Here is a 25224-nt window from a genome sequence, read left to right as displayed (position 1 = left end):
GAACAGTGCTCACCAGCACATTCCATCCGGTTATATGGACACCTTCCCCCATGATTTCGCTTCGTAATTTCGCCTTGCGCCGCGGCGAGCGGCTGCTGTTGTCCAACGTCGACCTGACCCTGCATGCCGGCTACCGGGTGGGTGTGGTCGGCCGCAACGGGGCGGGCAAGTCCAGCCTGTTCGCTGCGGTGAAGGGCGAACTGGAGGCCGACAAGGGCGATGTGGACCTGCCCGGCAAGGTGCGCATCGCCAGCGTCGCGCAGGAAACCCCCTCGCTGCCGGACCCGGCCCTGAGCTTCGTGCTGGGCGGTGATACCGAGGTGGCCGCCGTGCTGGCCGAAGAAGCCGCCGCCACTGCCCGGGAAGACTGGGAGGCCGTGGCCAACGCGCACACCCGGATGGCCGAGATGGGCGCCTACGACGCCGAGGCCCGTGCCGGCAAGCTGCTGCACGGCCTGGGCTTCCCGGCCGAGACCCATGCGCGCGCGGTGTCCTCGTTCTCCGGCGGCTGGCGCGTGCGCCTGAACCTGGCGCGCGCGCTGATGATGCCCAGCGACCTGCTGCTGCTGGACGAACCGACCAACCACCTCGACCTGGACGCGGTGTACTGGCTGGAACAGTGGCTGCTGAAGTACCCGGGCACGCTGCTGCTGATCTCGCATGACCGCGAGTTCCTGGACAACGTGGCCACCCACACCCTGCACCTGCACGGTGGCGGGGCCAAGCTGTACACCGGCGGCTATACCGATTTCGAGCGCCAGCGCGCCGAGCAGCTGCGCCAGCAGCAGATCGCCCATGACAAGGAGCAGGCCGAGCGCGCCCACCTGCAGAGCTTCATCGACCGCTTCAAGGCCAAGGCCTCCAAGGCCGCGCAGGCGCAGAGCCGCATGAAGCGCCTGGAAAAGCTGGCCGGCACCGAAGCGGTGCGCGCCGAGCGCGAGTTCCGCATCGAGCTGTCACCGCCGGCCAAGCTGCCGTTCTCGCTGATCCGCCTGAACCACGTCGAGGCCGGTTATGGCAGCGATTCGGTCATCCTGCACAACGTGGGCTTCGGCCTGGAGGCGGGCCAGCGCATCGGCCTGCTGGGCCCCAACGGCGCCGGCAAGACCACCCTGGTCAAGACCCTGGTCGGCGAACTGAAGCCGATCGCCGGTGAGCGCATGGCCCACCCGGACCTGCGCATCGGCTACTTCGCCCAGCACACGGTGGAGTCGCTGCACGAAGGCCAGTCGCCGATGGATCACTTCCGCGAGATCGACAAGGACGCGACCAACCAGTCGTTCCGCGATTTCCTCGGCAAGTGGAATTTCCCGGGCGACCGCGCTTTCGAACCGGTCGATGGCTTCTCCGGTGGCGAGCGTGCGCGCCTGGCGCTGGCGCTGATCGCCTGGCAGCAGCCCAACGTGCTGCTGCTGGACGAACCGACCAACCACCTGGACCTGGAAATGCGTGAAGCGCTGGCCGAAGCGCTGAGCGATTTCGATGGCGCCATCGTGATGGTCTCGCATGACCGCCACCTGATCGGCCTGGTCTGCGATACCTTCTGGCGCGTGGCCGATGGCGTGGTCGAGCCGTTCGACGGCGACCTCGATGCGTATGCGGCCTGGCTGCGCACGCGCCCGCAGGCGCAGGGCACCAAGGCGCGCATGGAGCAGGCGGTCGAGCCGGTGCAGGTCAAGACCGCGCCGGTCGCGCAGGTCGTGCAGAAGAAGCCGGTGAACCCGCACAAGCTGGCAGCCGCCGAAGCCAAGGTGGCCGAACTGGAAGCGAAGGTGGCCGACCTGGACCGCCAGCTGGCCGAACCGGCCAACTACGCCGATGCCACCCGCATGGCCGTGCTGGGCCGCGACCGCGAAACCACCGCGGCGCAGCTGGAAAAGGCCGAAGCGGCGTGGATGGAGCTGATGGAATCCTGATGCCCGCAGCAGCGCCGGGCCATGCCCGGCGGCGTTACCCGCCCTGGGCCTGCAGCCACGCGCGGAAGCGCCTGGCCGGTTCGCCTTCGGCGCGCGAGCGCAGTCGCGTGAGCCAGTAGCGGCCCAGGTCCAGGGTGACGGCGAAGGGCTGCAGCAGCCGGCCCTCTGCCAGTTCCTGCTCGAACATGCACAGCGGCAGCAGGGCCACGCCGCTGCCGCCGGCCGCCGCTGCAGCCAGGGTCAGCGAAGAGTCGAACACCGGACCGCGTGCCTCGATGTCATCGCTGCCCGCCGCCTGCAGCCAGCGCGGCCATTCATCGCTGCGGTACGAGCGCAGCAGCGGTACCGCGCCCAGGTCGCGCGGCGCGCGCAGCCGGCGCGCCAGTGCCGGTGCGCACAGCGGTGTGAACGGTGCATCCAGCACCGGCGTGCACACCTGGCCCTGCCAATCGCCCTCACCGAAACGGATCGCCAGGTCCAGGCCTTCGCCGGCCAGATCGATGCGGTTGTTGTGCGTCTGCATGCGCAGTTCGATATCCGGGTGCGCCGCCTCGAACGCCGGCAGGCGCGGCAGCAGCCAGCCAGTGGCGAAGGTGCCGACCACGCCGACGGTCAGCACTTCGCGCACGCCGCCGCCGGTATAGCGCGCCACGCTGGCGGCGATGCGGTCGAACGATTCATGCAGCACCGGGTACAGCGCCGCCCCTTCATCGGTCAGCGCCACGCCGCGTGGCAGGCGATGGAACAGGCGCACCCCCAGCCGGTCCTCCAGGCCACGGATCTGGTGGCTCAGCGCGGCCTGGCTCACGCACAGCTCAAGGGCGGCACGGGTGAAGTTCTGGTGGCGGGCGGCGGCTTCGAAGGCACGCAGCGCGTTCAGGGGCAGGGCAGGGCGGAGCATGGCCAGGGGTGAGCAGGAGTGATGGCCGATGCTAACCGGGGCCATGCCCAGGGGTAAATCCGCCGTGGATTCCATGCAAGCCATGAGAATGATTCATGGCTGGCCTTGAATATTCGCGCTGGTGAAGGCCCGCCGGGCTTCCAATAATCAGTGCCAGCCCGGGCCGCGCAGTGGCCCTTCCAGGAGGATTCCCATGCTTGCCCGTCGTCGATTCCTGCAGTTCAGTGGTGCCACGCTGGCCTCGGCCCTGGCCGCGCCGCTGCTTGCCCGTGCCGCCACTCCGGCCGCCACGGCCACCGATGCGGCCGTGCGCGCGGCGATCGGCCAGGCCGCCGATTTCGCTGCGCTGGAAAAGGCCAGCGGCGGCCGGCTGGGCGTGAGCGTGCTGGATACCGGCAGCGGCCGCCGCATCGCCGGGCATCGGCAGGACGAGCGCTTCCCGATGTGCAGCACCTTCAAGTCGATGCTGGTCGCCCATGTGCTCAGCCTGGCCGATGCCGGGCGCCTGTCGCTGGATACGCGCCTGCCGATCACCGACAAGGACCTGCTGTCATGGGCACCGGTGGCGCGCCGTCATGTCGGCAAGGACCTGAGCGTGCGCGACCTGTGCCAGGGCACGATGATCACCAGCGACAACACCGCCGCCAACCTGCTGCTGCGGCTCAGTGGCGGCCCGTCGGCACTGACGGCGTTCCTGCGCGCGCAGGGTGACAGCGTGACCCGCAACGATCGCTACGAGCCTGAAATGAACCAGTTCGCTGCAGGCGATCCGCGCGACACCACCAGCCCGGCGGCGATGGCCGCCAGCCTGGCACGGTTCGCGCTTGGCGATGGCCTGTCCAAGGCCGCGCGCCTGCAGTACGCCGACTGGCTGATCGACAACCAGACCGGCGACACCTGCCTGCGTGCCGGGCTGGGCAAGCGCTGGCGGGTGGGCGACAAGACCGGCAGCAATGGCGAGGACACCCGCAATGACATCGCCGTGCTGTGGCCGCGTGCCGGTGGCACCCCGTGGGTCATCACGGCCTACCTGCAGGGCGCGAAGGTGGACGACGCCCAGCGCGATGCGGTGATCGCACGGGTCGGCGTCCTGGCCGACGCCCTGATCGGCTGACAGCTACCGGCATCCCTTGGCCCCGCCCACGGGGCCATTCGCCTGATTCCTGCCAATGCGGCCAATCCTGGAGATCCACGCCATGCGTGGATGCCGTCCGCGCGCTACCGGCCTCCCGCATCCTGCGCGGTGGCCTCCTCCACCGCGGCGAGGAAATCCCGCCCCCAGCGGTCCACGTCGTAATACTCCACGATGCCCTGCAGCTGGCGCAGGCGCGCGCTGGCTTCTTCTTCCGGCATCGACAGGGCCTGCAGCAGACCAGCGGCCAGATCGGCCGGATCATGCGGGTTGGTCAGCACCGCCCCCTTCAGTTCGGCGGCCGCGCCGGCGAACTCACTCAGCACCAGCACGCCGGGCGTGCCCTCGATGCCCTGGGTGGCCACGAACTCCTTGGCCACCAGGTTCAGGCCATCACGCAGCGGGGTGATCCACATCACCTGCGCGGCGGCGTAGTGGGCCACCACCTGTTCGAACGGCAGCGCCTGGGCGAAGAAGCGCACCGGTGTCCAGTCCAGCCGCGAGAAGCGCCCGTTGATGCGCCCCACCGCCTGTTCGATCTGCGTCTGCAGGGTGCGGTAGACGGTCATCTCGCGCGCGGCCGGCACGCACACCATCAGCAGGGTGACCTTGCCGCAGTGCGCCGGGTGCGTCTCCAGCACGCGCTCGAACGCTTCCAGCTTGGCCAGCGTGCCCTTGGTGTAGTCCAGCCGTTCCACCGACAGCACCAGCCGCCGCGTGCCGATCTCGCGGCGCAGCTTGAACAGGTCGTTGCGCACATCGCTGCGCGCCAGCGTGCTGCGGATGCGGCGCAGATCGGTGCCGACCGGGTGCGCGCCCAGTGCCACGTCGCGCTCGCCGATGCGCAGGCGGGTGGTCATGGTGTCCAGGCCCACCGCGCAGCCATAGGTCAGGAAGCGCGGCGCGCAGCTTTCCCAGGCCAGCCGCTCGGCGGGCATCGCCCCGCGCACCACGTCCACGAAGTTTTCCACCTGGCGGGGAATGTGGAAGCCGATGTAATCGCAGCACAGCAGGCTGCCGATGATCTCGCGCCGCCATGGCACCACGTTGAACACATCGGCCGAGGGGAAGTAGGTGTGGTGGAAGAAGGCGATCTTCAGGTCCGGGCGCAGTTCGCGCAGTGCGGCCGGCACCATCCACAGGTTGTAGTCGTGGATCCACACGGTGGCACCGTGTGCGGCTTCCTCGGCCACGGCCTCGGCGAAGCGGCGGTTGACCTTCAGGAACACCTGCCAGTCGTCCTCGCGGAAGCGCGCACGTTCCCAGAACACGTGCAGCATCGGCCAGAACGCTTCCTTGGAAAAACGCTTGTAGAAGATGTCCACGTCCTGCCGGCTGAGCGGTACGCGGGTGGCGCGCAGGGTGGGGTAGCGTTCGCGATCGACCTCCACGTGGCGCTGGAACGGCCGGTGTTTGGGATCGTCGATGCCCCAGGCCACCCAGCTGCCGCGCTGCCCGCTTTCAAAGAAGCTCAGCAGCGAGGGAATGATGCCGTTCGGTGAGCGCGGCGGGCGTTGCACCAGCCGGCCATCCTCGATGGCTTCATCGAAGGGCAGGCGGTGATAGACCATCACCAGGTCGGCGCCTTCGGCCGGTGTCGCAGGCACCTGCAGCAGCAGGGGATCGTCGGCCGCCAGCAGGCCGAAGTGCGCGATCGCCTGCAGGATGCCGCCGCAACCGGGGGCGCTGGCGTGCCAGGTACGTGCCAGGCGGCGCGTGGCCTCCACCAGCGCCGGCTCGGAATCGCCCACGCAGACACCACGGAAGCCGGCCACGTACATCGACAGGTCGTTGAGGGTGTCACCGGCCACCAGGATGCGTTCGCGCGGCAGGTCCAGCAGGCGTGCCAGTGCCGCCAGCGTGCGGCCCTTGTCGGTATCCGGCGGCAGGATGTCCAGGTAGCGGTCGGCCGAATACAGCACATCGCAGCCCAGCGCGCGCGCGGTGCGCTCGATGCCCTCACGCAGCGGCGCCAGCGTGGCCGGGTCGCAGAAATAGGAACAGCGGCGCTCCTGCGGCACGTCCTGGCGCTGCAGCGCGGTGAAGCCACGCATCGCCTCGGCCACCACCTGCTCGCCGGGCCAGTGGGCATCGATCATCGACTGCAGGGGTTGCAGCGGCTGCAGGGTGCGGCCATCGACCACGGTGGCGCCGACGTCGCAGACGATGTAGTCCGGGCGGGGAATGGCCGGGTCGGCCAGCAGCGGCATGACCGCTTCCAGGCCGCGGCCGGTGATGAAGACCAGACAGATGCCGGGATGCTGGTCGATCAGCCGGTACAGGCGATGGCGCTGTGGCGCGGTACCGGCGAGGAAGGTGCCATCCAGGTCGGTGGCCAGGACCAGCTGCGGGGTGGCAGCGGTTGCATCGGAAAGAACGGGGTTCGGGATCAGGGGAGGGGACTGGACAGTCAATGCACATCCTTCGGGGTGGGAATGGGGGTGTCGCCCGGTTCGGTGGCCGGGTCGGGAATCAGTTCCAGCGCGGCCGGCGTGGTGCGCAGCATCGGCCGGAACGTGGCCGGGTGCGTGCGCAGACGGGTGTGGCGCAGCAGGCGCAGGGCGGTGAACACGGCGAGCATCAACAGCACCGTGGTGAAGTACAGCGGCAGCGCCGGCGCACCGAAGCGCTGCATCAGCGCGCCGGCCACGGCCGGGCCGATGGCCGCACCGACGCCATGCACCAGCAGCAGGCTGCTGCAGCCGGACAGCAGGTCCCGGGTGGGCAGGTAATCGAGCATGTGCGCCACGGCGAACGGGTACAGCGCGAACACCAGCCCGCCGTAGCAGAACACCAGCAGGAACATCACGTGCAGTTGCTGCGTCAACGGTGGCACCGCAGCCAGTGCGGCGACGGCGGCAGCCAGCACGCTCAGCACGAGCAGGCCCAGCCGCCGGTCATGGCCATCGCTGATGCGGCCCAGCGGCCATTGCAGCAGCGCACCGCCGGCGATGGCGGTCAGCATGAACAGCGGCACGCCCGCATCGCGCAGGCCGATCTGTTCGGCGTAGACCGGCAGCAGGCCCCAGAACGCGCCCATTGCCAGCCCGGACAGGCCGGCGGCCAGGGTGGCAACCGGTGCCAGCGCATACAACCGTCCCAGCGTCAGCCGCGGTACGCGCGGCACCTCCGGCTGCTGCAGGCGGGTCGCGGTGACCGGCAACATCGCTGCACAGACCAGCAGCGCGGTCAGGGTGAACATCGTGGCCGCACCGGCATCACCGGCCAGCAGCACCACCTGGCCCAGCGCCAGCGCCGACAGGTTGACCATCATGTACAGCGAGAACACGCGGCTGCGCCGACCAGCATCCGGTTCGGCGTTGAGCCAGCTCTCGATCACCGTGTACAGGCCCACCAGCGCGATGCCGGTCAGCACGCGCAGCAGCACCCAGCCGAGCGGATCGATCCACAGCGGGTGCAGCAGCACGGCCATGGTGGCCAGGGCGGCATGGAAGGCAAATGCACGGCTGTGGCCGATGCGGCGGATCAGCGGGGGGGCGGTGAAGGTGCCGATGAAATAGCCGGCGAAGTAGCCGGACATGATCCAGCCCAGCGTGCCGGCACTGAAGCCTTCCTGCCCGCCGCGCACGGCCAGCAGCGTACCCAGCAGCCCGCTGCCGGTCAGCAGCAGGGCAACGCCAAGCAGCAATGCAGTCAGCCGCCACATGCGTGCGACCTTCGTGGGGAAGGTTGGACAAACACGTGTCCCACCCTAACACATCGTCGTGATTGCCTCGTTTACCGGTGCGCGCGCTTGCTGGCAGCAGCGCACGCGCGCATCCTGCGCGCGTCCCCCACATGGAAGTTCCCGATGAGCCATGAACTGGTCTATCTGGCGCTGATCTTCGCGCTGCTGGTCATCCCGCGTGCGCTGCAGCGTTTCAGCCTGCCGGCGCCGCTGACCTGCCTGGCCTTCGGCATCATCGCCATGCTGTGGCTGGGCGAGCGCGCGCACGATGCGGTGATCGGGCTGCTGGCCACGCTCGGCATTTCCTCGCTGTTCCTGTTCGCCGGCCTGGAAGTGGACCTGGCAGCCCTGCGTCGCGGGCTGTGGCCGCTGCTGGCGCACCTGGTCATCCGTACCGCCACCCTGTTCGGCGTGGGCTGGCTGGCCTGGCATTACGCTGGGCTGCAGTGGCAGGCGGCGGGGCTGCTGGCGCTGGCACTGCTCACGCCGTCCACCGGGTTCATCATGGATTCGCTGTCGCGGCTGGGCCTGAGCGAGGATGAGCGCTTCTGGGTGACCAGCAAGGCCATCGCCGGTGAACTGCTGGCGCTGGCGGCCCTGTTCGTGGTGCTGCAGGCGGGTGACCCGCTGCACATGGCGCTGTCGAGCGGGGCGCTGCTGGCGATGCTGGTCGGCCTGCCGCTGCTGTTCATCGCACTGGGGCGCTGGGTGGCGCCGCACGCGCCGGGCTCGGAATTCTCGCTGCTGGTGATGGTCGGCATGGTCGCGGCGTACATCACCTACACGCTGGGCGTGTACTACCTGGTCGGTGCATTCATCGCCGGGCTGGTCGCGCGCCTGCTGCACCAGCGCATGCCGCTGCTGGCCTCGCATGACAACCTGCATGCGCTGCGCCTGTTCGCGTCGTTCTTCGTGCCGTTCTACTTCTTCAACGCCGGCACCAAGGTGCCCAGCCAGGCGCTGAGCTGGGAAGCGCTCGGCCTGGGCATCCTCATCACGCTGGTGGTGCTGCCGCTGCGCATCGCTGTGGTCTGGCTGCAGCGCCGGGTGATGTTCGGCGAAAGCTTCCGCAGCAGCCTGCGCGTATCGCTGGCGCTGGCCCCCACGCTGATCTTCACCCTGGTGCTGGCCGCGATCATGCGCGACCGTTTCCAGATTCCCGACGTGCTGTTCGGCGCGCTGCTGCTGTACGCGGCGCTGACCACGCTGCTGCCCTCGCTGGTGTTCCGCACGCCGTTCGATGTCGACCCGGTGGAGCAGGAGGTGGCGGCGCAGGAAGATCCCGCCGCCGCCACCGCGCCCGATGCCGTTGCCGGGCCGGTGCCGCCCACGGCGGCGCCCTGAACGCGGGGGCGGGTTTGCGCCCCATGGCCCCGGCCGTTAGGGTGGGGGCATGAAAGCGTTCGTGATCGTTCCTGCCCTGGTGCTGGCGCTGGCCGGCTGCAACCGCCCTGCCGACGGCGTGGCCCACGATGTGGCCACGGCGCCGGCCGACGCCTTCCTGGCCGCCATCGCCGCCCACTGTGGCAAGGCCTATGAAGGCAGGATCATCGAGGACACCCCGGCGCCGACCGGCAAGGATCCTTTCGCCGGGCAGCGGCTGGTGATGCACGTGCGCGGCTGCGAGGACCCGGCGCACCAGCTGAAGATTCCGTTCCATGTCGGCGATGACCATTCGCGTACCTGGGTACTCACCCGTACCCCGCACGGGCTGAAGCTCAAGCACGACCACCGCCATGCCGACGGCAGCCCCGATGCGATCACCCTGTACGGCGGGGACAGCACCCCGCCCGGTACCGCGCAGCGGCAGCAGTTTCCGGCCGATGCCGATTCGGTGGCGATGTTCCGCCGTGCCGACATGCTGGCCTCCACCCACAATACCTGGGCGATGGAGATCGAGCCGGACGAGCGCTTCGTCTATGAACTGACCCGGCCGGGCGGGCGCCGCTTCCGCGTGGCCTTCGACCTGGCCCATCCGGTGGCCCTGCCGCCGCCGCCCTGGTAGATCCACGCCATGCGTGGATAACGACGCCTACCGCGTCCCGAACCGCGCCCGGCAACCGCTGTTCACCCAGATCCGGCCACCGTTGTAGCCCCAGCTGCGCCCTTCCACGCAGGCGCTGCTGGACAGCTGCTGCTGCAGCACCGGGCGACCCTGGCGGGCGTCCCAGTCGCAGCTCTGCTGGCGGTTGCCGTTGCTCGAACAGGTGACGGTGTAGTTGGGATCGCCCCGGCCACCGCCCCAGCCCCCACCGCCGCCCCAGCCGCCGCGGGCCTCGGCGAACTCCGCCCGGCACCCGCGGTCCACCCAGAGGCTGCCGTTGCGCACCCCCCAGTTCTGCCCTTCGACGCACCGGGTATCGGACAGCTGGCGCACCAGCCGGGCATTGCGCCAGCCCACCGGGCACAGCTGCTGCCGGTTGCTCTGGCTTTCGCAGCGCACGGTGCGGTCCTGCCCGGGGTTGCCCCCCCAGCCACCGCCGCCGCCCCAGCCACCGGCCTCGACGAACTCGGCACGGCAGCCGCTGTTGACCCACAGGCTGCCGTTGCGGGTGCCCCAGGTCCGTCCTTCCTCGCAGGGGGAGCCGGACAGCTGGCGGACCAGGCGGGCGTTGCGCCAGCCGGTGCTGCAGACCCGTTCACGGTTGTTCTGGCTTTCGCAGCGGACCACGCCGCTGCCGCGGTCCTGGGCGGCGGCCGGTGGGGCGGGCCAGGCCAGCCAGGCAAGGGCAATGGCCACGCAGGCCAGGTTCCAGCGGTTCATGGCGGCACCCCCGATACGGTCGATGGTGCGCGGACTATAGGGATGGCGCGGGTAAAGCCGGCGTGACCGCGCCCGGGGGCGGGGGGATTTGCCCCGGCCGGGGCGTCGGCCGCAGAATACGAGGCTTTCCGGCGCCACCTGGCGCTGGCGTACTCCAGCGGAGCTTCCCCCATGCGTACCCACTTCTGCGGCCTGGTCGACGAGACCCTGATTGGCCAGACTGTCACTCTCGCCGGCTGGACCGACGTGTCCCGCAACCAGGGCGGCGTCTGCTTCATCGATCTGCGCGATCATGAGGGCATCGTGCAGGTGACGGTGGAGGTGGACAACGCGCAGGTGTTCGCCGTGGCCGCAAGCCTGGGCTACGAGGACGTGCTGCAGGTGGAAGGCGTGGTGCGTGCCCGCCATGCGCCCAACGAGAAGATCCGCACCGGCAAGGTGGAGGTGATCGCCACCGCCATCACCGTGCTGAACAAGGCCGAGCCGCTGCCGTTCCACGCCCACGAGAACCCGGGCGAGGAAACCCGCCTCAAGTACCGCTACCTGGACCTGCGCCGCCCGGAAATGCAGCGCATGCAGCGCACCCGCATCAAGCTGGTGCAGGCGCTGCGCCGCCACCTCGATGGCCAGGGCTTCCAGGACATCGAGACCCCGATCCTGACCAAGGCCACCCCGGAAGGTGCGCGTGACTTCCTGGTGCCGGCGCGCATGCACCCGGGCGAGTTCTACGCCCTGCCGCAGAGCCCGCAGCTGTTCAAGCAGATCCTGATGGTGGCCGGCTTCGACCGCTACTACCAGATCGCCCGCTGCTTCCGCGACGAAGCCCTGCGTGCCGACCGCCAGCTGGAGTTCACCCAGCTGGACATGGAATTCGCCTTCGTGCGCGAGCGCGACGTGCAGGACTTCGTCGAAGGCATGATCCGCGCCATCTTCAAGGAAGTGGTCGACGTCGAGCTGGACGCCAGCTTCCCGCGCATGACCTGGGCCGAGGCCATGCGCCGCTACGGCTCGGACAAGCCGGACCTGCGCATCGCGCTGGAACTGGTGGACGTGGCCGAACTGGTCAAGGACAGTGAATTCCCGGTGTTCACCGGCCCGGCCAACGATGCCGACGGCCGCGTGGCCGCGCTGCGCATTCCCGGCGGTGCCGTGCTCAGCCGCAAGCAGATCGACGAATACGCCGCCCACGCCGCCAAGTACGGTGCCAAGGGCCTGGCCTACATCAAGATCGCCGACAACGGCGAAGTCAGCTCGCCGATCCAGAAGTTCTTCAGCGAGCAGGCGTTCGCCGCGCTGGTGGCCCATGTCGGCGCCGGCAACGGCGACATCGTGTTCTTCGGCGCCGGTGGCTACAACAAGGTGTCCGACTTCATGGGCGCCCTGCGCCTGAAGGCCGGCAAGGACTTCAACCTGGTTGCCGACGGCTGGCGCCCGCTGTGGGTCACCGATTTCCCGATGTTCGAGTTCGACGACGAAGCCCAGCGCTACGTCGCCCTGCATCACCCCTTCACCGCGCCGGCGGTGGACGACATCGCCGATCTGCGCGCCAACGCGAAGACCGCCGTCTCGCGCGGCTATGACATGGTGCTCAACGGCAATGAGATCGGCGGCGGTTCGATCCGTATCCACCGCCCGGACATGCAGAGCGCGGTGTTCGAACTGCTGGGCATCGGTGCCGAAGAGGCCGAGGCCAAGTTCGGCTTCCTGCTCGACGCGCTGCGCTACGGCGCGCCGCCGCACGGTGGCATCGCCTTCGGCATCGACCGCATCGCCGCGCTGATGGCCGGCACCGAGTCGATCCGCGATGTCATTCCGTTCCCGAAGACCACCGGTGCGCAGTGCCTGATGACCGGCGCCCCGTCGCCGATCCCGGACGAGCAGCTGGCCGAAGTGCACGTCCAGGTGCGTCCGCAGAAGGCCTGACGCCGACCGTCCTACCCGTATCACGACCGACCAGGAGATCCATGCAATGACCGAGTTCGCGTTTTCGCTTGAGTGGGAAAAGCTGGGCAATGAAGGTTCCGATGCCGCCCTGGTGACCGAGCGCGCGCGCGTGTTCGGCGGCTGGCTGGTGCGGGTCGGTACGTCGCCGGCGGCCATGGCCCTGACCTTCGTCGCCGACGGCGAAGGCCGCTGGGATGGCGAGGACTTCGGTGTCGAGGACTACGAGGACGACGAAGAAGAGTACGACGAGGACGACGAGGAAGAAGAAGGCGAGGACGAGGAGGAGTACGAAGAGGAGGATGAGGAAGAAGCCGAGGACGCCCCGCGGGCCTGAGCCTGCGGCGTACGCGCTTCCCGCATCCCATGTATTCCATCCGCCGGGCCACCGTGGAGGACGCGCCGACCCTGTCGGCGCTGGCCGCACGCACCTTCACCGAAACCTTCGGCCATCTCTATCCGGCCCAGGACCTGCAGGCCTTCCTTGCCGAGGCCTACGCCGTGCCGCGGCAGGAAATCATCCTGCAGCACCCGGACTATGCGGTGTGGCTGCTGGAGCGTGATGGCCAGGCCATCGGGCATGCGGCGGCGGGCCCGTGCGGCCTGCCGCATGCCGGGGTCCAGCCTGGCGATGGCGAGATCAAGCGCCTGTACCTGGTCAAGGATGAGCAGAGCTGCGGCTGGGGCAGCCGCCTGCTGGAAACCGCGCTGGCCTGGCTGGAACGCGACGGCCCGCGCCCGCTGTGGCTGGGCGTGTGGTCGGAAAACTTCGGTGCCCAGCGCTTCTACGCCCGCTACGGGTTTGAAAAGGCTGGCGAGTACCTGTTCCCGGTGGGCCAGGTGAACGATCTGGAATTCATCCTGCGCCGCGCACCGCGGCCGGCCTGAGCGGCGTTCACCGCCGCTTGCCTGCACCTTTCGTCTACTACCCGCGTCACGACGCCCCGCCGACCGCTAGGCTGTATGCCATGACTCCCCCCGTTCTGTTGTTGCATGGCATCTGGAATGCCCGCGCCTGGGTCGGCCCGTTGGCCTGGCGCCTGCGCGTGCAGGGGTTCCAGGTTCATGCGTTCGGCTATTCGAGCGTGTTCGGGGGGCCGGACAAGGCCGTGCCGCAGTTGCTGGCGCGGCTGGCCGACAGTGGCCCGGTGTCGCTTGTGGGCCATAGCCTGGGCGGGCTGGTGGCGCTGGAGGCACTGCGCCAGCAGCCGACGCTGCCGGTGCAGCGGGTGGTCTGCCTGGGCTCGCCGTTGCGTGGCAGCGGCACCGCCCGGTCGTTGTCCGAGCACGGCTGGGGCATGGCCCTGGGCCGCAGTGGCGACCTGCTGCTGGATGGCCTGCCGGACTGGCATGGCCGCGCCCAGGTCGGGTTGATCGCCGGTTCGGTGCCGCATGGGCTGGGCAGTCTGCTGGGTGCGATCGGCGAGGCGTCCGATGGCACGGTGGCGCTGGAGGAAACCCGGCTGCCGGGGCTGGCCGACCATTGCGTGGTGCGCAGCAGCCACAGCGGCCTGGTGGTGTCGCCCGATGCCGCCCGGCAGACCGCGCATTTCCTGCGCCACGGCCAGTTCGACCACAGCCGCGACGCCGCCGCGGCGTAGTGGGGGCGCGCAGGGCAGGGCCCGGCCGTCCATTGCATTCCCGCCTCCGGCGGGCGTTGCCGGCCGGTTGGCGCTGGATCCATGCCGTGCGGCGATGGGCTCTCCCCGGGCCTCTGCCTCGCCCCTCGACACGGTGACCGCCCCTGATCGGGTAGAATCCGCGCCCTGATCCTCAACGCAAGTACGGAAGTCCCCATGGGTAGAGGCCCCTCCATCGAAGCCCGCAAGAACGCGTCCGACGCGAAGCGTGGCAAGATTTTCACCAAGATCATCCGTGAGATCGGCGTGGCCGCGCGCGGCGGTGGAGGCGACCCCAACAACAACCCGCGCCTGCGCGTGGCCATGGACAAGGGCCTGGCCGTGAACATGTCCAAGGACGTGATCGAACGTGCCATCAAGAAGGCCACCGGTGAACTGGAAGGCGTGGATTACGAGGAAGTGCGCTACGAGGGCTATGCCCCCGGTGGCGTGGCCGTCATCGTGGACTGCCTGACCGACAACCGCGTGCGTACCGTGGCCGATGTCCGCCATGCGTTCAGCAAGTGCGGCGGCAACATGGGCACCGAAGGCTCGGTGGCGTTCATGTTCAAGCGCCTGGGCGTGCTCAGCTTCGCCCCGGGGGCCAATGAAGAGGCCATCACCGAGGCGGCCATCGAGGCCGGTGCCGATGACATCGTGGTCTACCCCGATGACGGCTCGATCGATGTGGTTACCGCGCCTGACGCGTTCAACGCGGTGAAGGATGCGATGGCCGCCGCCGGCCACGTGGCCGACCATGCGGAAATCACCTTCCGCGCGGACAACGACATCAAGGTCGAGGGCGATGTGGCCCTGCAGGTCAGGAAGCTGCTGGACATGCTCGAAGACCTGGACGACGTGCAGGACGTGTACTCCAACGCCGAACTCGGCGCCGACGCCTACGCCTGAGCCGTCACTGACGGCCTGGGCGCGGGCCGCTGAACGGTCACCGCGGACAGACATGAGCCCATACGCCTGCCAGCGCTTTCCGTTCCGTTCCCGCCGGGGTGCGGCATGACCCGCATCCTGGGCATCGACCCCGGTTCGCAGCGGACCGGGGTCGGCATCATCGATGTGGATGCGGCCGGCCGGGTCAGCCATGTGCACCACCAGCCGCTGGTGCTGCTGGGGGCCGATGACTTCCCGCAGCGCATGAAGCTGCTGGTGCTGGGCCTGGCCGACCTGTGCCGGGAATACCAGCCGCAGGAAGTGGCCATCGAGAAGGTGTTCATGGCCCGCAACCCCGATTCGGCGCTGAAGCTGGGCCAGGCCCGTGGCGCGGCCATTTCGGCGGTGGTGCTGCGCGACCTGCCGGTGCACGAGTACGCGGCCAGTGAAATCAAGCTGGCCGTGGTCGGGCGCGGCGGTGCGGAAAAACAACAGGTCCAACACATGGTCGGGCTCATGCTCAACCTGAAAACCAAGCTGCAGGCCGACGCGGCCGACGCGTTGGCCGTGGCCATCACCCACGCCCACGTACGGGCGACGGCCAACCGCCTGGGGCTCAGTGCCCGCCAGGCGTGGGGCCGCAAATGAGGAGCTGTGCGCAATGATCGGTCGACTGCGCGGGATCGTCGCCTACAAGGCGCCGCCGTGGCTGGTGGTGGATGTGAACGGGGTCGGGTACGAGCTGGAGGCGCCGATGAGCACCTTCTACGACCTGCCCGAGCTGGGCCGCGAGGTCACCCTGTATACCCACTATTCGCAGAAGGAAGACAGCGTGTCGCTGTACGGCTTCCTGCGCGAGGGTGAGCGCCGGCTGTTCCGCGATGTGCAGAAGGTCAGCGGCATCGGCGCGAAGATCGCGCTGGCCGTGCTGTCCGGCGTCAGCGTGGAGGAATTCGCGCGCATGGTGCAGGCCGGCGACATCACCGCGCTGACCCGCATTCCGGGCATCGGCAAGAAGACCGCCGAGCGCATGGTGCTGGAGCTGCGTGACCGCGCCGCGCAGTTCGGTGCCGGCGGCGCGCTGCCCACCGGCAGTGGCCCGGCCCCGGCCGACCCGCTGGCCGACGCCACCGTGGCCCTGCAGCAGCTGGGCTACAAGCCGGCCGAGGCCGCGCGCATGGCGCGCGATGCCTTCAGCGAGGGCGACGAAGTAGCGACCGTCATCCGCAAGGCCCTGCAGTCGGCGCTGCGCTGAGCGCGCGCCGTTCCCTTTCCCCTTCCACCGCCTGAGCCCCGCCAGGAGTCCCATGTCCAGCAGTTCCACCCCGCACGATGCCGCCCATGGCGGCCACGGACACGGAAAGGGCGCAAGCGGCCTGGCCCTGATGGTCGGTGCCATCGGCGTGGTCTTCGGTGACATCGGCACCAGCCCGCTGTACACCCTGAAGGAAGCGTTCTCGCCGCACTACGGCCTCAACAGCGACCATGACACCGTGCTGGGCGTGCTGTCGCTGGCGTTCTGGGCGCTGAACATCGTGGTCACCCTGAAGTACGTGACCATCATCATGCGCGCCGACAATGATGGCGAGGGCGGCATCATGGCGCTGATGGCGCTGACCCAGCGCACGATGCGCCGCGGGTCGCGCTCGGCGTACGTGGTCGGCATCCTGGGCATCTTCGGGGCCTCGCTGTTCTTCGGCGACGGGGTGATCACCCCGGCCATTTCCGTGCTGGGCGCGGTGGAAGGCCTGGAAGTGGCCGCCCCGGCCCTGCATGCGTTCATCGTGCCGATCACCGTGGCCGTGCTGCTGGCGGTGTTCGCCGTGCAGCGCTTCGGCACCGAGAAGATCGGCAAGGCGTTCGGCCCGATCACCTCGATCTGGTTCATTTCCCTGGCCGCCATCGGCATCTACAACATCATCGATTCGCCGGAAGTGCTCAAGGCGTTCAACCCGTGGTGGGCGATCCGCTTCTTCATGGAGCACAGCTGGCACGGCATCTTCATCCTCGGCGCGGTGGTGCTGGCCGTGACCGGTGGCGAGGCGCTGTACGCGGACATGGGCCACTTCGGTGCCAAGCCGATCCGCCACGCCTGGTATTTCTTCGTGCTGCCGTGCCTGGTGCTGAACTACCTGGGGCAGGGCGCGCTGGTGCTCAACCACCCCGAAGCGCTGAAGAACCCGTTCTTCGAAGCGGTGCCGTCGTGGGCGCTGTACCCGATGATCGTGCTGGCCACGATGGCGGCGGTGATCGCCTCGCAGTCGGTCATCACCGGCGCGTTCTCGGTCTCGCGCCAGGCCATGCAGCTGGGCTACATCCCGCGCATGCGCATCACCCACACCTCGCACGACACCATCGGCCAGATCTACATCCCGGGCATCAACTGGGGCATCGCGGTGATGGTGATCGGCCTGGTGCTGGCCTTCCGCAGCTCGTCCAACCTGGCCGTGGCCTACGGCATCTCGGTGTCGGCGACGATGCTGATCGACACCCTGCTGCTGGCGCTGGTGGCACGTGCGCTGTGGCCGCGCTCGCGCTGGTGGATCCTGCCGCTGTGCGTGGTGTTCTTCATCATCGATGTAGGCTTCGTGGTCGCCAACGGCGCCAAGCTGCTGCAGGGCGCCTGGTTCCCGGTGGTGCTGGGCATCATGCTGTTCACCCTGATGCGTACCTGGCGCCGTGGCCGCGCATTGCTGCGCGATGAGATCCGCAAGGATGGCATCCGCCTGGACACCTTCCTGCCGGGCCTGATGCTGGCACCGCCGGTGCGCGTACCGGGTACGGCCGTGTTCCTCACCGCCGATCCCACCGTGGCCCCGCATGCACTGATGCACAACCTCAAGCACAACAAGGTGCTGCACGAGCGCAACGTGTTCCTGCACGTGGAAACCCTGCCCATTCCCTATGCGATGGAAGGGCAGCGGTTGAAGATCGAATCGATCGGTGACGAGTTCTACCGCGTCTACGTGCGCTTCGGCTTCATGGAGACCCCGGACGTGCCGCTGGCGCTGATGCGCTCGTGTGACCACGGCGGCATCTACTTCGACCCGATGGACACCACGTTCTTCGCCAGCCGCGAAACCATCGTGGCCACCGCCAACCGTGGCATGCCGATCTGGCGCGACAAGCTGTTCGCGCTGATGCACCGCAATGCCGCCCCCGCGACCGGGTTCTTCCGGATTCCGGGCAATCGCCTGGTCGAACTGGGCGCCCAGGTGGAGATCTGACGCGTCAGCTCTCCACCTGGGCTTCGTCCCACGGTTTGCGCTGCAAACCGCGGGCCCCGAGCGCATTCCACCTTATCCCCCCGCCTATCGGCGCGCCCCCTTGAACAACAAGGGGGCTTGGCTTCCCGACGTGTTCCGCGCCAGCAGCTGGGCATCGCTCGGCTGCGCCGTTCCATCCACGCATGGCGTGGATCTACCGTGTCGACCAAGGTCGACACCCACCAAGAGCAGGCCACGCCATCCAGACAGAGCGCGGCGATCTGTCGAAGGCGGGGGTGGGTCCGGTTGAGGGGGTGTGAGCGGCATGAATGCCGCGACCAAGCCCCCAGGGATGGGTTCACGGCGCCCCCCGCAACCGGACCCACCCTGCCAGATCCCAACAAGCCGGCCTTTGACGTTGCTCCGGCTTCTGCGGGTGCCGGGCGCAGCCCGGCCGAAACCCGCGCTTTTGCCGCATAATCAGCACATGACCGACGACCGCATCATCGGCGCCGGCGCCACCCGCGAGGATGACGCCGCCGACGCCAGCATCCGCCCCAAGCGCCTTGCCGACTACCTCGGCCAGGCCCCGGTGCGCGAGCAGATGGACATCTACATCGCGGCGGCCAAGGCGCGTGGCGATGCGCTGGACCATGTGCTGATCTTCGGGCCCCCCGGCCTGGGCAAGACCACCCTCAGCCACGTCATCGCCAATGAACTGGGCGTGGCCCTGCGTGTGACCTCCGGCCCGGTCATCGAAAAGGCCGGCGACCTGGCCGCGCTGCTGACCAACCTGCAGCCGCACGACGTGCTGTTCATCGACGAAATCCACCGCCTCTCGCCCGTGGTCGAGGAAGTGCTGTACCCGGCGATGGAGGATTTCCAGATCGACATCATGATCGGCGAGGGCCCTGCCGCCCGCTCGATCAAGATCGACCTGCCGCCATTCACCCTGATCGGCGCCACCACCCGCGCGGGCCTGCTGACCGCGCCGCTGCGCGACCGCTTCGGCATCGTCCAGCGCCTGGAGTTCTACAGCGTCGAGGAGCTGACCCGCATCGTGCGGCGTTCGGCGGCCATCCTCGGCATCGACTGCACCGCCGAGGGCGCGGCCGAGATCGCCCGCCGTGCCCGTGGCACCCCCCGTATCGCCAACCGCCTGCTGCGCCGCGTGCGCGACTATGCCCAGGTCAAGGCGGGCGGGCATATCGACGAGCCGGTGGCACAGGCCGCCATGCAGATGCTCAAGGTCGACCCGGAGGGCTTCGACGAGCTCGACCGGCGCCTGCTGCGGACCATGGTCGATTATTTCGACGGTGGTCCGGTGGGCATCGAATCACTGGCCGCGGCCCTGTCCGAAGAGCGGGGCACGCTGGAAGACGTGGTCGAGCCCTACCTGATCCAGCAGGGCTTCCTGGTGCGCACCGCGCGCGGCCGCATGGCCACCCACAAGGCCTACCGGCACATGGGCCTGAAGCCCAGGGCCGCGCCCACGGACCTGTTCGCCGGGCAGGATGAACATGGTTGAGTCCCGGTTCAGTTGGCCGACACGCATTTACTGGGAAGATACCGACGCCGGTGGCGTGGTCTACCACGCCCGCTACGTGGCGTTCCTGGAACGGGCGCGGACCGAATGGATGCGTTCGCTCGGTCTGGGCCAGGACGACCTGCGGCGTGAGTTCGGGCTGATCTATGCGGTCCGTGCCATGCAGATGGACTTCCTCAAGCCGGCCCGGCTCGATGATGTCCTGCAGGTCGGCGCGACCCTGGTCCAGCTCAAGCGCGCCAGCATGGCCTTCGAACAGCAGGTGCTGTGCCAGGGCCAGCTGCTGCTGACGGCCCAGGTCCGCATCGCCGCACTGGATGCGGCAACCTTCCGCCCGCGTGGCATGGGCGACAACGTCCTTGCCGCGCTGACACCCCACCTCCACCCCGAATCCGAACACTGAGGAACAACGGATGATCGCAACGCTCCTGGCCCTGCAGGCCACGGTCACCGAGGCACTGCCGGCGGATGTCACCAACGCCGCGACCCAGACCCTTGCCGGGGCCACCCACGGCGGCGGCATCAACTACCTCGAACTGATGGTCAAGGCCAGCCTGCCGGTGAAGATCATCGTGCTGCTGCTGCTGGCCGGCTCGTTCATCAGCTGGGTGATCATTTTCCGCAAGGCCCGCGTGTTCAAGCAGGCCACCCGCGAAGCCGACGAGTTCGAGAACCGCTTCTGGTCCGGTGCCGACCTGGGCAAGCTGTACAGCTCGGCCACCGACCGCAACCGCAGCGTGGGCGGCCTGGAAGCCATCTTCGAAGCCGGCTTCCGTGAGTTCAGCCGTCTGCGCGACCGCCGCCGGCTGGACGGCCGTGCGCAGCTGGAAGGCGCGCAGCGTGCCATGCGCACCACCTACACCCGCGAAGTGGACCAGCTGGAGCGCAACCTGGAACTGCTGGCCAACATCGGTTCCACCGCCCCGTACGTGGGCCTGGTGGGCACGGTGTTCGGCATCATGGTGACCATGCACGACATGATCAGCAGCGGCGCCCAGGCCGGCATCGCCTCGGTCGCGCCGGGTATTTCCGAAGCCCTGTTCGCCACCGCCATCGGCCTGTTCGTGGCCATCCCGGCAGTGTGGGCCTACAACCGCTTCACCACCCGCGTCGAGCGCATGTCGGTGCGTTTCGAGACCTTCGCCGAAGAGTTCAGCTCGATCCTGCAGCGCCAGACCGCTGGCGACGAGTAAGCGCCTGACCCGGGAGTCCAAGCCATGTCCGCTGCCATCGGCCGCCGCAAGCGCCGCAAGCTGAAATCGGAAATCAACGTCGTTCCCTACATCGACGTGATGCTGGTGCTGCTGATCATCTTCATGGTCACCGCGCCGTTGTTGACCCTGAGTTTCGACGTGGATCTGCCCCAGTCCAACGCCAAGGCGCTGGAAAGCAAGCAGGACCCGATCATCGTCTCGGTCCGCCAGGACGGGCAGCTGAGCCTGAAGCTGCCCGATGCCAAGGAACCGGCTGCGATGGATGCCCAGGAACTGCAGGGCCGCCTGAGCGGTATCGCCGCCCAGGACAAGAGCGTGCGGGTGATCGTTGCCGCCGACCGCGCCGTGGCCTATGAAAAGGTCATCGCCGCCATGGACGTCATCAAGCGCGCCAACGTGGACAAGGTAGGCCTGGCCACCGATGCACGCTGACGCACTGCCCCCGCCGCACAAGCAGGAACCGGGCTGGGGCCTGCCCCTGGCGCTGGCCGTGCTGGTGCACCTGCTGGTCGCGCTGGTGTTCATCGTGGCCTGGCTGTGGTCGCCGCAGCGCCACACCGAAGCGGCCGCCGGTGATCCGGTCGAGGCCAGCCTGGAACTGTCGGCTGCCGAGGCCGCCGCCGCCCGCCAGGCCCTGCGCCAGTCGGAAAAGCTGGAGGATCTGCCGACCCCGGTCGCCGAGCCGGTGCCGGTGCCGGAAGACACCATTCCGCCCCCGCAGCCGGTTCCCGAGCCGCGGCCGCAGGATGCCCCGACCCCGCAGCAGAGCCAGGCCCAGGAACGCATCGCCCAGCCCGATACCAAGGACCAGGACGCCGCCAATGCCCTGGCCATTTCCCAGGAAAAGGCCAAGCAGGAGCAGGAGGCCAAGCGCCGCCAGGAACAGATCGACCTGACCGAGCGCAAGCGCCAGGAAGAGGCCGAACAGAAGCAGCGCCTGGCCAAGCAGCAGGAAGCGGACCAGAAAAAGAAGATCGCCGAGCAGGAAAAGCAGGCCGCCGACAAGGCCGAAGCCGACCGGCAGAAGAAGATCGCCGAGATCCGGGCCAAGCGCGAACAGGCCGAGAAGGAAGCCAAGCTGGCCGAGCAGAAGCTGCGCCAGGTGGCCGCCGCCCGCAACGCCGCCGGGGCCAGCCCTGCCGGTGCGACCGGTGCGGCCCAGCCGGCGGCCGGCGGCGGTGGCACCAGCGATGACCTGGCGGCCAAGTATGCCGCGGCCATCCAGCAGAAGGTGCTGTCGCAGTGGGTACGGCCGGATACGGTGCCGCTGGGCCAGCGCTGCCAGATCACCATCACCCAGGTGCCGGGTGGCACGGTGCTGCAGGCCAAGGTGGGCGGCAACTGCCCCTATGACGAGGCCGGCAAGCGCTCGATCGAGGCGGCGGTGCTCAATGCCCAGCCGCTGCCGTACCGGGGCTTCGAGTCGGTCTTCGCCCGCACGATCAACTTCACCTTTACCGCCCAGGACCATTGAGTGGCGGGCCCTGGCAGGGCGGTCCGGTGGGCGGCCCTGTCAACGTGGCGTGATGCTGCCCTCTGGCACTGACCCGGAATTCACGTACCCTTGGTTCATGATTGCGAAGCGGTTCACTGCCGTTTTGCTATCCCTCGTATCTGGTTTACCCCTACTGAGCGCTCCATGAAGAAGATGCCCCGCTGGCTTGCCGTGTTCGCGGCCCTGTTGCTGCCCTTCGCTGCCGTCGCGCAGCAGAGGGGCCTGGATATCGACATCATCGGTGGCAATGCCTCCGCGTTGCCGATCACCGTCGTCCCGATGCCTTACCAGGGGTCGGCCGGCGCCCCGCAGACCGACGTGGCCGCGGTGGTCCGCGCCGATCTGGACCGTTCCGGCCAGTTCCGCACGCTGCCTGAAGCGCAGATCGTGGAAAAGCCCGCCCGTGGTGGCGACATCCAGTTCGCCACCTGGCGCGCGCTGAAGCAGAACTACATCGTGGTCGGCCGCGTGATCGACGCCGGTGCCGGCGCCTACCGCGTGGAGTACGAGCTGTTCGATGTGCCCAAGGGCGAGCGCCTGCTGGGCCTGGCGATGACCGCCCGCGGCAACGCCATGCGCGATGTCGCCCACCAGATGGCCGATGCCATCTATGAAAAGATCACCGGCGTGCGTGGCGCCTTCTGGACCCGCATCGCCTACGTGACCGCCAGCGGCAAGGGCGATGCCATGCGCTATGCGCTGATGGTCGCCGATTCGGACGGCTTCAATCCGCAGACCATCGTCCGCTCGGCCGAGCCGCTGCTGTCGCCGTCGTGGAGCCCGGATGGCGGCAAGCTGGCCTACGTCAGCTTCGAGCGTGGCAATTCGGCCATCTACATCCAGAACATCGCCACCGGCGCCCGTGAGCTGGTCACCAGCTTCCGCGGCATCAACAGCGCCCCGTCGTTCTCCCCGGACGGCAGCAAGCTGGCCCTGACCCTGTCGCGCTCGGGCAACCCGGAAATCTACGTGATGGACCTGGGCAGCAAGCAGTTGACCCAGCTGACCAACCACTTCGCCATCGACACCGAGCCGACCTGGGCGCCGGACGGCAGCGCGGTGTACTTCACGTCCGACCGTGGTGGCCGCCCGCAGGTCTACAAGGTCGGTGCCGGTGGTGGCAGCGCCGAGCGCGTGACCTTCCAGGGCAACTACAACGCCAAGCCCTCGGTGTCCTTCGACGGCAAGAAGATCGCCGTGGCCCAGGGGTCCGGCAACACCTACAAGATTGCGGTCATGGACAGTTCGCTGGGCTCGCCCCGCTGGAGCACCCTGTCCACCGGATCGCTCGATGAGTCGCCGAGCTTCGCGCCCAACGCGAGCATGGTGCTGTACGCCGCCCGCGAGGGTGGCCGTGGTGTGCTGTACGCGGTGTCCTCCGATGCCCGCGTGCGTCAGCGCCTGGTCCTGGCCGACGGGGATGTACGCGAGCCCGCGTGGGGCCCCTACCGTACCAAGCGCTAAAACAGTGTTAACATTCCGCTGTCTTGAACCCCTCATCGGCCTAGGAGCCACAAAGGTATTGCCATGAACAAGTCCACCCGTGTTCTGCTTGTTTCCCTGATGTCCGTGGCCGTCCTGGCCGGCTGCTCGAAGAAGGTGAAGGAAGAACCGGTAGCCCCGGTCGATACCGGCACCTCGACCACCACCCCGACCGCCCCGACCACCTCGGGTCTGTATGGCCCGGGCGATCTGGACACCGATGCCTGCCTGCGCCAGCGCGTTGTGTACTTCGACTTCGACCAGGATTCGGTCAAGCCGGAGTTCCAGGCCATCATGGCCTGCCACGCCAAGTACCTGCGTGACCGTCCGTCCTCGCGCATCACCCTGCAGGGCCACACCGACGAGCGCGGTTCGCGCGCGTACAACCAGGCCCTGGGCGAGCGTCGTGGCAATGGCGTGAACTCGGCCCTGCAGGCCAACGGTGGTTCGGCTTCGCAGCTGACCGTCGTGTCCTACGGTGAAGAGCGTCCGGTCTGCACCGAGTCGAACGAGGCTTGCTGGTCGCAGAACCGTCGCGTCGAAATCGTCTACACCGCGCAGTAATCCATGCGCATCGGCATCACACTGATGCTGGTCGTTGCGGCAGCCCTCGTGGCTGCCGCACCGGCGCAGGCGCAGCGGCAGAGCCTTGCCGACCGCGTGGGCGCCCTCGAACAGCAGATGTACAACAACAGTGCCAACCAGGACCTGTTGAACCAGATCAACCAGCTGCGCCAGCAGGTCGAGCGCATGCAGGGCACGATCGAGCAGCTGCAGCATGACAATGCCCAGTCCCAGCAGTCCGCCAAGGATCTGTACATGGACCTGGACAGTCGCCTGAACCGGCTGGAAGGGGGCAATGCCCCGGCACTGCCGCCTGTTCCGACGGGTGCACCTGCCGTCGCCCCGGCCACGGCGCCGAAGGCCACCCCGGCGCCCGGCAAGCAGCCCACCGCAGCGGCCACTTCCGAGCGGCCGCCTTCCGTCCACGGGGATGCCGGCAGCCTGGCCACGACCGGCGATGAGCGCACGGCCTACAACGTCGCCTTCGATGCACTCAAGGCCGGCAAGTACGACGACTCCTCGCAGCTGTTCCTGAGTTTCCTGGAGCTCTACCCCAACGGCGTCTATGCCCCCAATGCGCTGTACTGGCTGGGCGAAAGCTACTACGCCACCCGCAATTTCCCGATGGCCGAGACCCAGTTCCGCGAACTGATCTCGCGCTATCCGACCCACGACAAGGCCGCCGGTGGCCTGTTGAAGGTCGGCCTTTCGCAGTACGGCGAGGGCAAGCCCGACCAGGCCCAGCAGACGCTGGAGCAGGTCGTGTCGAAGTATCCCGGCTCGGACGCCGCCCGCACCGCGCAGGACCGCCTGCAGTCGATCCGGCTCGGTCAGCAGATCCGCTGAACCACCGCGGTGCAGTTCCAGC

Annotated in this window: 24 protein-coding genes; 20 read left to right on the top strand and 4 right to left on the bottom strand. The window is 68.4% G+C overall.

Annotated features, from left to right (window positions below):
* The first annotated feature begins 50 nt into the window (after positions 1-50).
* Positions 51-1916, top strand: coding sequence for an ABC-F family ATP-binding cassette domain-containing protein (locus Q9R17_RS03910; RefSeq protein ID WP_308157141.1), 1866 nt, complete (start codon positions 51-53; stop codon positions 1914-1916).
* A 34-nt stretch (positions 1917-1950) separates the two neighbouring features.
* Here the strand turns inward: Q9R17_RS03910 and Q9R17_RS03905 are convergent, their stop codons facing one another.
* The gene (locus tag Q9R17_RS03905) at positions 1951-2817 is read right to left on the bottom strand and encodes a LysR family transcriptional regulator (protein ID WP_308157140.1); all 867 of its coding nucleotides are present in this window, start codon (positions 2815-2817) and stop codon (positions 1951-1953) included.
* 193 nt (positions 2818-3010) lie between these two features.
* On the opposite strand from Q9R17_RS03905, the gene blaL2 reads away from it, so the two are divergent.
* Entirely contained in the window at positions 3011-3931 is a 921-nt protein-coding gene (gene blaL2, locus Q9R17_RS03900) for a L2 family extended-spectrum class A beta-lactamase (RefSeq protein ID WP_308157139.1), read from the top strand.
* A gap of 104 nt (positions 3932-4035) precedes the next feature.
* On the opposite strand, the gene ggpS is transcribed toward blaL2, so the two are convergent.
* Positions 4036-6294, bottom strand: a complete 2259-nt coding sequence (gene ggpS / locus Q9R17_RS03895) for a glucosylglycerol-phosphate synthase (protein ID WP_308158269.1) — start codon at positions 6292-6294, stop codon at positions 4036-4038.
* 65 nt (positions 6295-6359) lie between these two features.
* A complete protein-coding gene (locus tag Q9R17_RS03890) occupies positions 6360-7616 on the bottom strand; it encodes an MFS transporter (protein WP_308157138.1) in 1257 nt (418 codons plus the stop codon).
* A 144-nt stretch (positions 7617-7760) separates the two neighbouring features.
* Here Q9R17_RS03890 and Q9R17_RS03885 point away from each other — a divergent pair, with 144 nt between their 5' ends.
* Positions 7761-8981, top strand: a complete 1221-nt coding sequence (locus Q9R17_RS03885) for a cation:proton antiporter (protein WP_308157137.1) — start codon at positions 7761-7763, stop codon at positions 8979-8981.
* Between the two features lie 61 nt (positions 8982-9042).
* Positions 9043-9642, top strand: coding sequence for a hypothetical protein (locus tag Q9R17_RS03880; protein ID WP_308157136.1), 600 nt, complete (start codon positions 9043-9045; stop codon positions 9640-9642).
* 27 nt (positions 9643-9669) lie between these two features.
* On the opposite strand, the gene Q9R17_RS03875 is transcribed toward Q9R17_RS03880, so the two are convergent.
* The gene (locus Q9R17_RS03875) at positions 9670-10401 is read right to left on the bottom strand and encodes a DUF3011 domain-containing protein (protein WP_308157135.1); all 732 of its coding nucleotides are present in this window, start codon (positions 10399-10401) and stop codon (positions 9670-9672) included.
* Positions 10402-10572: 171 nt separating this feature from the next.
* Here Q9R17_RS03875 and aspS point away from each other — a divergent pair, with 171 nt between their 5' ends.
* The 16 genes from aspS (at position 10573) to ybgF (ending at position 25202) form a co-directional block, all read left to right on the top strand.
* Positions 10573-12324, top strand: a complete 1752-nt coding sequence (gene aspS / locus Q9R17_RS03870) for an aspartate--tRNA ligase (RefSeq protein ID WP_308157134.1) — start codon at positions 10573-10575, stop codon at positions 12322-12324.
* Between the two features lie 46 nt (positions 12325-12370).
* On the top strand, positions 12371-12679 hold the full coding sequence (locus tag Q9R17_RS03865; RefSeq protein ID WP_308157133.1) for a DNA primase: 309 nt from the start codon (positions 12371-12373) through the stop codon (positions 12677-12679).
* 29 nt (positions 12680-12708) lie between these two features.
* On the top strand, positions 12709-13230 hold the full coding sequence (locus Q9R17_RS03860; RefSeq protein WP_308157132.1) for a GNAT family N-acetyltransferase: 522 nt from the start codon (positions 12709-12711) through the stop codon (positions 13228-13230).
* A gap of 80 nt (positions 13231-13310) precedes the next feature.
* Complete coding sequence (locus Q9R17_RS03855; protein ID WP_308157131.1) at positions 13311-13943, top strand: alpha/beta hydrolase; 633 nt, start codon at positions 13311-13313, stop codon at positions 13941-13943.
* Between the two features lie 195 nt (positions 13944-14138).
* Positions 14139-14870, top strand: coding sequence for a YebC/PmpR family DNA-binding transcriptional regulator (locus tag Q9R17_RS03850; RefSeq protein ID WP_308157130.1), 732 nt, complete (start codon positions 14139-14141; stop codon positions 14868-14870).
* 105 nt (positions 14871-14975) lie between these two features.
* Complete coding sequence (gene ruvC / locus Q9R17_RS03845) at positions 14976-15497, top strand: crossover junction endodeoxyribonuclease RuvC (protein ID WP_249843124.1); 522 nt, start codon at positions 14976-14978, stop codon at positions 15495-15497.
* Between the two features lie 13 nt (positions 15498-15510).
* Positions 15511-16104: a Holliday junction branch migration protein RuvA gene (gene ruvA, locus Q9R17_RS03840; RefSeq protein ID WP_308157129.1), complete on the top strand. Its 594-nt coding sequence runs from the start codon at positions 15511-15513 to the stop codon at positions 16102-16104.
* A gap of 52 nt (positions 16105-16156) precedes the next feature.
* Positions 16157-18076, top strand: a complete 1920-nt coding sequence (locus tag Q9R17_RS03835) for a potassium transporter Kup (protein ID WP_308157128.1) — start codon at positions 16157-16159, stop codon at positions 18074-18076.
* 466 nt (positions 18077-18542) lie between these two features.
* Positions 18543-19583, top strand: a complete 1041-nt coding sequence (gene ruvB, locus Q9R17_RS03830; protein ID WP_308157127.1) for a Holliday junction branch migration DNA helicase RuvB — start codon at positions 18543-18545, stop codon at positions 19581-19583.
* Positions 19570-20004: a tol-pal system-associated acyl-CoA thioesterase gene (ybgC, locus tag Q9R17_RS03825; protein WP_308157126.1), complete on the top strand. Its 435-nt coding sequence runs from the start codon at positions 19570-19572 to the stop codon at positions 20002-20004. The genes ruvB and ybgC overlap by 14 nt, the downstream gene beginning before the upstream one ends.
* Before the next feature lie 10 nt (positions 20005-20014).
* Entirely contained in the window at positions 20015-20794 is a 780-nt protein-coding gene (tolQ, locus tag Q9R17_RS03820; RefSeq protein ID WP_308157125.1) for a protein TolQ, read from the top strand.
* A 24-nt stretch (positions 20795-20818) separates the two neighbouring features.
* A complete protein-coding gene (gene tolR / locus Q9R17_RS03815) occupies positions 20819-21247 on the top strand; it encodes a protein TolR (protein ID WP_308157124.1) in 429 nt (142 codons plus the stop codon).
* Positions 21237-22289 (top strand): cell envelope integrity protein TolA, encoded by a 1053-nt coding sequence (gene tolA, locus Q9R17_RS03810; RefSeq protein ID WP_308157123.1) that lies wholly within the window; start codon positions 21237-21239, stop codon positions 22287-22289. Before tolR ends, tolA begins: the two co-directional genes overlap by 11 nt.
* Before the next feature lie 165 nt (positions 22290-22454).
* Positions 22455-23774 carry a Tol-Pal system beta propeller repeat protein TolB gene (gene tolB / locus Q9R17_RS03805; protein ID WP_308157122.1) on the top strand — a complete coding sequence of 440 codons (1320 nt, stop codon included), beginning with the start codon at positions 22455-22457 and terminating at the stop codon, positions 23772-23774.
* 63 nt (positions 23775-23837) lie between these two features.
* A complete protein-coding gene (gene pal, locus Q9R17_RS03800; protein WP_308157121.1) occupies positions 23838-24356 on the top strand; it encodes a peptidoglycan-associated lipoprotein Pal in 519 nt (172 codons plus the stop codon).
* 3 nt (positions 24357-24359) lie between these two features.
* A complete protein-coding gene (gene ybgF, locus Q9R17_RS03795; RefSeq protein ID WP_308157120.1) occupies positions 24360-25202 on the top strand; it encodes a tol-pal system protein YbgF in 843 nt (280 codons plus the stop codon).
* Positions 25203-25224: the final 22 nt, after the last annotated feature.

The sequence above is a fragment of the Stenotrophomonas sp. 24(2023) genome (genome assembly GCF_030913365.1).
In the GTDB taxonomy this organism is placed as follows: Bacteria; Pseudomonadota; Gammaproteobacteria; order Xanthomonadales; family Xanthomonadaceae; genus Stenotrophomonas.
The sequence above is the reverse complement of the archived record's forward strand: the minus strand, read 5'-3'. Positions and strand labels throughout refer to the sequence as shown.